Source organism: Reyranella sp. CPCC 100927, assembly GCF_007859315.1.
Classification (GTDB): domain Bacteria; phylum Pseudomonadota; class Alphaproteobacteria; order Reyranellales; family Reyranellaceae; genus Vineibacter.
The window spans coordinates 467,539-474,645 of record NZ_VOHA01000005.1; the positions used below are offsets into that span (position 1 = coordinate 467,539).

Here is a 7,107-nt window from a genome sequence, read left to right on the forward strand (position 1 = left end):
GGGGGATGACCGCCCTGCCAGATGAGGAGAGCCGAGGTGGAGACACGCACGGTAGACTACGATTGCGATGGCACTTTGCTGACAGGGTACTTCGCCGACAATGCGCCGCACACGGAGAAACCGGCAATTCTGGTCGCACACGAAGCCTTCGGCATGAATGATCACATACGGGCACGCACAAGACGCCTGGCTGAGCTTGGCTATGCGGCGTTCGCCCTCGATATGTATGGCGTTCAGGGACTATCGTTGTCCGAAGCCGTGAGCCACCACATCGCGTTGACATCCGCGCCGGGACTCATGCTCGCTCGAGCCAGCGCTGCGCTCAGGCTCCTGATGACTCTGCCTGGCGTCGATCAGAAGCGGATGGCGGCAATCGGCTTTTGCCAGGGTGGCATGAGCGCTCTCGAACTCGCACGCGGCGGGGCGCCCCTTCAATGCGCTGTCGGTTTCCATCCTGGCCTGAAGCGTCCCACCGGCAGTCTCGACCACCCGATCCAGGCCAAGGTCCTGATGATGATCGGCGATCGGGATCCGGATGTACCGGCGGAAGACAGAGCCGCTTTCGCTGACGAAATGGAGAGAAAGCAGGTGGACTGGCAGCTCCACCTCTTCGGCGGAGTCGGCCATGCCTACACCAATCCCGACATCGATCGACTGAACATCCCCGGCTACGGCTACAGTCCTGCCGCCGACAAGCGATCGTGGATGATGATGCTCGCGCTGTTCGAGGAGGTCTTCGGGACGCGGTAAACGCGGCGTGACAGCTAGCTTTTCAACGGCGGCACGACGGCAAGCCCGGTCTTGACACGGTCCATGGCAACAAAGGTCCGGAAGCGTTTGACATTGGGGTTCCCGAAGAACAGACGGCGTGAGAGACCTTCGTATTCGGCCATGGTGGCCACACAGATCACGAGAATGAAGTCCGCCTCGCCCGCAACGTAGTAGCACTGTTGGACCTCGGGGGCGGCGGCGAAGCTTGATTTGGCCGCATCCAGCAGATCGACGCGCTCGCTCTCGACATCGACGGCGACGACGATCGTCAATGGCCGCCCAACACTCGCCGGATTCACGACCGCGACGTTGGCTTTGATGACGCCCTGCTCTTCCATTCTGCGAACACGGCGCTGAACGGCCGGGGCAGACAGGTTGACCCTTTCGCCGATGTCGCGCTGGGGAGTGGTGTTATCGCGCTCGAGAACCGCGAGGATGGCGAGATCGAACTCGTCCAAGGACGAAGATGGAACAGCGGTACGTCGCCTCACTTTGGCATCCCCAAACGATACAAACTTGCACCAAACGGGGCTTATTAGAGCGCTTCTGTCGATTACTTCGCAATAAATTTGCGCATCTTGGATGGGGTCGGCATTTGTTCATTCTCAACGCACTGGCCGAGCATCGGCAACCGCTCCTTCCCGCTGACGCGACGCTCCTTGGCGCTGCAGCTGCCGACGACGTCGCGCGTTTTCTGCGCCACCGCCCCAATCATGTCCCGACGCCCTTGCATCTGCTTCCGGCGCTCGCGGCAGAGCTGGGCGTGGGCTCGATCGCCGTAAAAGATGAGGGACATCGCCTCGGACTTGGCAGCTTCAAGGCACTGGGCGGTTCCTACGCGGTCATTTGCCTCGTCCTGGAAGCGGCCGCGCGGCATCTGGGCCGGCGTGTGGACGTTGGTGAACTGCATGATCCGGCCGTCCGGAGCATTGCCTCGCGAATCACGGTGGCCTGCGCGACGGATGGAAACCATGGCCGATCTGTCGCGCAAGGCGCCCAGTTCGTCGGCGCTCAGTCGGTGATCTTCGTCCATGAGGGCGTGAGCGAAGAGCGTGCTGCCGCCATTGCACGCTTTGGCGCCCGCATCATCAGGGTGGACGGAAATTACGACGACAGCGTCGCGGAGGCCGCGCGCGTAGCGGCCGACACGGGCTGGCTGACCGTCTCGGATACCTCGTGGCCGGGTTACGAGCACATTCCGGGCCTGGTGATGCAGGGCTACGTTGCACTCGTGCGCGAGGCGCTTCGTGATCTGCCGGAACCCCCGACACATGTCTTTCTGCAAGCTGGGGTCGGCGGATTTGCCGCCGCCGTAGCCGGGCATCTCGCCGTCCTGCTTGGTGACAACCGGCCAACCGTAACCATCGTCGAGCCACTGCGTGCGGCTTGCGTCTTGCAGAGTGCCCGGGCTCGTCAGCCGGTGAGGGTCAAGGCAGGTCCGCCGACGGTCATGGCGATGCTGGAATGTTACGAACCATCCTTGGTCGCATGGCGCATTCTTTCGCGCGTGGCCGATGCCTTCATGACAATCGACGATGCCGACGCCATCGCGATGATGAACCGCCTCGCGCGCCCTTCAGCCGGCGATCCGGCGATCGTCTCTGGAGAAAGTGGCGGCGTTGGCCTGGCAGGACTTGTGTCGATCGCTGGAGATGCCTCGGTACGTGACGCTCTCAGGCTCGATGGCCGTTCGCGCGTGCTTGTCGTGAACACGGAAGGCGCGACCGACCCGGTGCAGTATCGGCACTTCGTCGGGCTCGATCCTGCTGCCGTTGCCGGTCAGGAAATGACCAGATCCAACTAGTTATTCCAGCTGTCGAGGGGACCGACGATGGACCAGAAACTGCGAGACGACTTTGAGGGTTACGTCCAGGCCGTCGACTCCTCTCTCGACAAGTTCAGTGTCGAAGCGTTGCAGGATCGCGTCGAGCGGCTGGTCGAAGAGCACGACAGTTGGCGCCGGCGTTGCCTGAACATGACCGCCGCCGAAACACTGCTGTCGCGCCGCGTCAAGGCACTGCTGGCGTCGGACATGGCGACGCGGCTTACCGAAGGTCTGCCCGGCGGCAAAATCTATCCGCACGGCAACCAGAACCGCTATGTCGACGAAGTCGAGGGCATTGTGATCTCGCTGCTTCGCCGTCGCTTCAAGGTGAAGCATGTCGATTGGCGCCCGACGAGCACGTCGATGGCCAACTCGGCTGTCTTCTTCTCCTTGCTCAAGAACGGCGACGTCATCCTGTCGCAGAGCGAAGCAGGCGGCGGAAACTTCGCCAATCACCCCGACGGATCGGCGGGCCTGCGGTCCCTCGCGATTCATGACATGGCCCCGGCCAACGAGGAATTCGAGATCGACCTCGATGCCCTCGCAAAGGACGTCGATCGCCTGAAACCGAAGCTTCTGGTCTTCGGCGGCAGCAAGGTTCTCTTCCCCTACCCGGTCACGGAAATCCGCAAGATCGCCGATCGCGTCAGCGCGCTCGTGATGTACGACGCGGCTCACCTCGGCCTGCTCATTTCCGGTGGCGCGTTCCAGGACCCGATCGCCGAAGGTGCGCACGTCCTCACGGGCAGCACGCACAAAATCATGTTTGGCCCGGTGGGCGGCTTCGTCGCCACGAACGATGACGACATTGCCGCGAAAGTGCTGGATTGCACCTTCCCGTTCTTCATGCAGACTCGTGATCAGAACAAATACGCGGCGCTGGCGCTCGCGCTGCTCGAACTCGAGCAAATCGGCGAGAACCTGGCGCATCAGATCGTCCGCAACTCGGCAGCACTTGGCGGCTATCTGAGCGAGGAAGGCCTGGACGTACTGGCGGCAAAGAGGGGCTATTCGAAGTCACACCAGATCTTCATTCGCCTCGGCGACGGCAAGACGCGTGCATTCGAGCTGAACTGCCAGAAGGCAAATGTCCTGCTCACGGACTGCGCGCTCACGGGCGACGCGCCGGGCCAGCGGACGGGGCTGCGCCTTGCGACACACGAACTGGCCCGGATCGGACTCAAGGAAAAGGATATGCGCGACGTGGCGCGCTTCATCCGCCGGGCTGGTGAGGGTGCGGAACATCCCGCCATCATTGCCGCCGAGCTGGCCGAGTTCCTGAGCGTACCCCGGATCGAAGCGACCAGCTCACGCACGTAGGTACGAAAACAGGCGCATGTCCGCGCCCGACGTCGTGCTGACGGGGCCTTCGCCTGACAAAAATCCATGTTGGTTGTCGCGTGGACTTCATTCAGGATGACCCACTTGTTCTCCTTGAAGGAGGCACCGATGACCGTCACCATCACGCCGCTCACGGCCGTATTCGCTGGTGAAGTGGGCGCGATCGACCTGCGCCAGGTGCATGATCGCGAATCGCTGGAGGCGATCCGCGCCGGCATGGACAAGTACGCCGTACTCGTGTTCCGCAATCAGAATTTCACCAACGAAGAGCAGCTCGACTTCGCGCAACGTTTCGACGGCACGCTGCATGCCCGTACGTCTTCCTCGGCTATCGGCAACAACCGGTTCGGCAACGAGGCGCTGGCCGACGTTTCCAATGTGGACCATGACGGCAAGATCCGGGACGCGAACAACCGCATGCGCGCCTCCTCGGTCGCCAACCGCCTGTGGCACACTGATGCATCGTTCGTCGATCCGCCGGGCCGCTACTCAATGCTGTCGGCGCGGGTGGTGCCGCCGGTGAGGGCCGATACGGAGTTCGCCGACATGCGCGCCGCCTACGATGCTCTCGACGGCGAAACCCGCACCTCGATTGAAGAGCTGCGCGTTTATCATTCCATCGTCTATTCGCGCCACGTCCTCGGCTTCGACTTCGATGAGGACGAGCGGGAAAAGCTGAAGGGCGCCGTCCATCCGCTGGTGCGCACGATCCCGGGCTCCGGCCGTCGCGCCCTCTATCTCGCCTCGCACGCGGCCCATGTCGTCGACTGGCAGGTGCCGGAAGGCCGGCTGCTGCTGCGCGACCTGATCGACCACGCTACGCAGCCGCAATTCGTCTATCGCCACGTCTGGCGGCCGCATGATTTCGTGATCTGGGACAATCGCTGCACCATGCATCGCGCTCGGCCGTTCGATGACAAGACCCACCGCCGAGAGATGCGCCGCACCACGACGCTCGATCTGCCGCTGCCGGCTACAGCTTAGGGCGTCCGCCTCAAGCAGAGCGCCACGGCGTGGCGCGCGCCCATCGAATCAGAGGCCTCTGTTGAAGCTCGGTATCGTCTCCGACCTGCATTGCAACATCGATGGCCTCGATCGGGCCCTGGAGATCATGGGCCCAATCGATGCGCTGCTGTGTCTCGGTGACAGTATCTACGAGTATCGCTTCTCGAATGCCGTGATCGGCCGGCTGCGCGAGCGCGACGCGCTCACCATCCTGGGCAATCACGAGGAGGTCTTCCTCGGCGCGGCCGGCGCGCGGGTGCGTTCCCGGGCGGACATCGATCGGCCATTGCTTGGCTGGCTCGCCGAGCAACCCCATCGGCGCGCGTTGCGAATCGACGGCAAGCGCATCCTGATGGTGCACTCGACGCCGTGGGAGCCGCGCGGCAGCTATGTGGTGCCCACCAGCTCCGAGCTGCAACGTTTTGGCGAGGCCGACGCCGATATCGTACTCTACGGCCACACGCACCAACAGATCGTCCGTCGCATCGGTCGGGTGCTGGTGGTCAATCCCGGCTCGGCCGGTGATGCCCGCGACCCGCGTAATGGCCGGCAGTTGAGCTGCGCCGTGCTTGACACGGTGACGGAGGAGGTCGTGGTGCACGATTTCCCGGCCCCGCCCGTCCGTCGACTGCCCGAGGGCGGATAAAGCCTCCATTGAAATTTCGCCGCCGCCGGCAGAGCGCTACGTTGGTGCTGGGCATCACATTGAAATGGCACGCCCGCGTCGGTGGGCCGTCGCCATCACGAGCGCAGCGAGCGCCTGAACGGCCGCAGTCAACGCGAGTGCCCAGCTGTAGCCGTCCGGATCCCAGCCGCCCGAAGCGGTGCGTGGCCAACAATCGAGGATCCAGCCGATCGCCGCCTGGACCAGGAATGCACCACCAAGCGTTAGCGTGTTCACGGCAGTCGAGACCCGCCCGGTCTGCTCGGGCGGAAACATCTGGCACATCACAACATAGCCCACCGGGCCGGCCGCGCCGAACACCGCGATCGCAAGCCAAAGCGCGAGCACGACCGAGGGTTGGCTCGGCTGCAGCATGAGGCCGGCCTGCAGCAGCACCAGGCCTACAAGCGACACGATCGGAACGAGGAAAGACGGGAAACCGGCCGCGTTTGCCCGGCTGGCGGCGCTGCCGGTCAGCACGCTGCCGACGACCATCGCGAAGGTATAGAGGAGCAGCACGCCGGCTCGGGTCGGTCCGTCCATGCCGGCCACGTCCCGCAGCCACGGGCCTGCCCAAAGGCCCAGGTAGGCAAAGTTGAACATCGAAAGCGTCGCAACCGCCGGACCGACCCGCCAGAAGGTCCGCGAGGCGAGCATGCGACCGCTCAATGCAATGTCGCCGCGCAAGGTTCGCGGCGGACCAGGCACGCGCGGCTTGTCTGGCACTGACAGGAAAATCCAAGTGGCGACCGCAAGCGCCAGCAGGCACAGCCCCCAGAATACGCACCGCCAGCCGAACGTGGGCAGTATTGCCTGGACGGGTGACGTCGTGAGCGCGCTGCCGAGCGCGCCGATCGCCGTCGCGATGCCGGTCACGTACGCGACCCGACCACGCTCGAACCAATCGGCGTGTGCCTTGATCACCGCCATCAGACCGGCCGAAATCCCGATGCCCAGAACGATCCGCGCCGCAGCGAGCCCTGCAAAGCTCGGCGAGAGCGCGAACATCGCGAAGCCGAGTGCCGCAAGCAACATCAGCACGGCCTGCACGCGCCGCGCGCCAAATGCATCGAGCGCGACGCCCAGCGGCAATTGCGCGGCCGCATAGGCAGCGAACAGGCAGGCTGCCAGCACGCCCAGCTCCATTGCCGACAGCCCGAGCTCCACGGCGAGCACGGGGCCGACAATCGCCATCACCATCCGCGCAGCCTGGTTCATGAAGTTTGCCGCGGCCAGCGGCAAGGTCACCCGGACCAGCATCCGTCGGCCTCGCCGTTGATACGCCTGCGTGGACACATGTCTGGGCCGGAGAGAACCCGATGGGCCAGTGTGATCTCCTTCGGATCGCGGCTACCACGCTGGCAGAACCCGTGGAAGCGTTCCAGCCTCTCAGCGGACGCAAGAAAGCCGTTCCTTTGTAGGGAACGGCTTTGGCAGATCTGGTTGCGGGGGCAGGATTTGAACCTGCGGCCTTCAGGTTATGAGCCTGACGAGCTACCGG

7 protein-coding genes are annotated in these 7,107 nt (G+C 63.9%); 5 read left to right on the forward strand and 2 right to left on the reverse strand.

Annotated elements, in window-relative coordinates; genetic code table 11:
- Positions 1-36: 36 nt before the first annotated feature.
- Positions 37-750: a dienelactone hydrolase family protein gene (locus tag FQU96_RS17660; protein ID WP_146542604.1), complete on the forward strand. Its 714-nt coding sequence runs from the start codon at positions 37-39 to the stop codon at positions 748-750.
- Between the two features lie 14 nt (positions 751-764).
- Here FQU96_RS17660 and FQU96_RS17665 read toward each other — a convergent pair whose 3' ends face one another.
- Complete coding sequence (locus tag FQU96_RS17665; RefSeq protein WP_255468392.1) at positions 765-1,229, reverse strand: Lrp/AsnC family transcriptional regulator; 465 nt, start codon at positions 1,227-1,229, stop codon at positions 765-767.
- Positions 1,230-1,366: 137 nt separating this feature from the next.
- On the opposite strand from FQU96_RS17665, the gene FQU96_RS17670 reads away from it, so the two are divergent.
- From FQU96_RS17670 to FQU96_RS17685, 4 genes are all read left to right on the forward strand, one after another.
- Complete coding sequence (locus FQU96_RS17670; protein WP_146542606.1) at positions 1,367-2,575, forward strand: diaminopropionate ammonia-lyase; 1,209 nt, start codon at positions 1,367-1,369, stop codon at positions 2,573-2,575.
- 27 nt (positions 2,576-2,602) lie between these two features.
- Positions 2,603-3,916: a hypothetical protein gene (locus FQU96_RS17675; protein WP_146542607.1), complete on the forward strand. Its 1,314-nt coding sequence runs from the start codon at positions 2,603-2,605 to the stop codon at positions 3,914-3,916.
- A 129-nt stretch (positions 3,917-4,045) separates the two neighbouring features.
- Positions 4,046-4,921 carry a TauD/TfdA family dioxygenase gene (locus tag FQU96_RS17680; protein ID WP_146542608.1) on the forward strand — a complete coding sequence of 292 codons (876 nt, stop codon included), beginning with the start codon at positions 4,046-4,048 and terminating at the stop codon, positions 4,919-4,921.
- A 61-nt stretch (positions 4,922-4,982) separates the two neighbouring features.
- On the forward strand, positions 4,983-5,588 hold the full coding sequence (locus tag FQU96_RS17685; protein WP_178130564.1) for a metallophosphoesterase: 606 nt from the start codon (positions 4,983-4,985) through the stop codon (positions 5,586-5,588).
- A 54-nt stretch (positions 5,589-5,642) separates the two neighbouring features.
- Here the strand turns inward: FQU96_RS17685 and FQU96_RS17690 are convergent, their stop codons facing one another.
- On the reverse strand, positions 5,643-6,866 hold the full coding sequence (locus tag FQU96_RS17690) for a nitrate/nitrite transporter (RefSeq protein WP_146542610.1): 1,224 nt from the start codon (positions 6,864-6,866) through the stop codon (positions 5,643-5,645).
- Positions 6,867-7,107 lie beyond the last annotated feature (241 nt).

Bases quoted from the DNA above. Each gene is read 5' to 3' on its own strand.
- FQU96_RS17675 (WP_146542607.1), top strand. From the start codon at position 2,603: ATGGACCAGAAACTGCGAGACGACTTTGAGGGTTACGTCCAGGCCGTC.
- FQU96_RS17680 (WP_146542608.1), top strand. From the start codon at position 4,046: ATGACCGTCACCATCACGCCGCTCACGGCCGTATTCGCTGGTGAAGTG.
- FQU96_RS17690 (WP_146542610.1), bottom strand. From the start codon at position 6,866: ATGCTGGTCCGGGTGACCTTGCCGCTGGCCGCGGCAAACTTCATGAAC.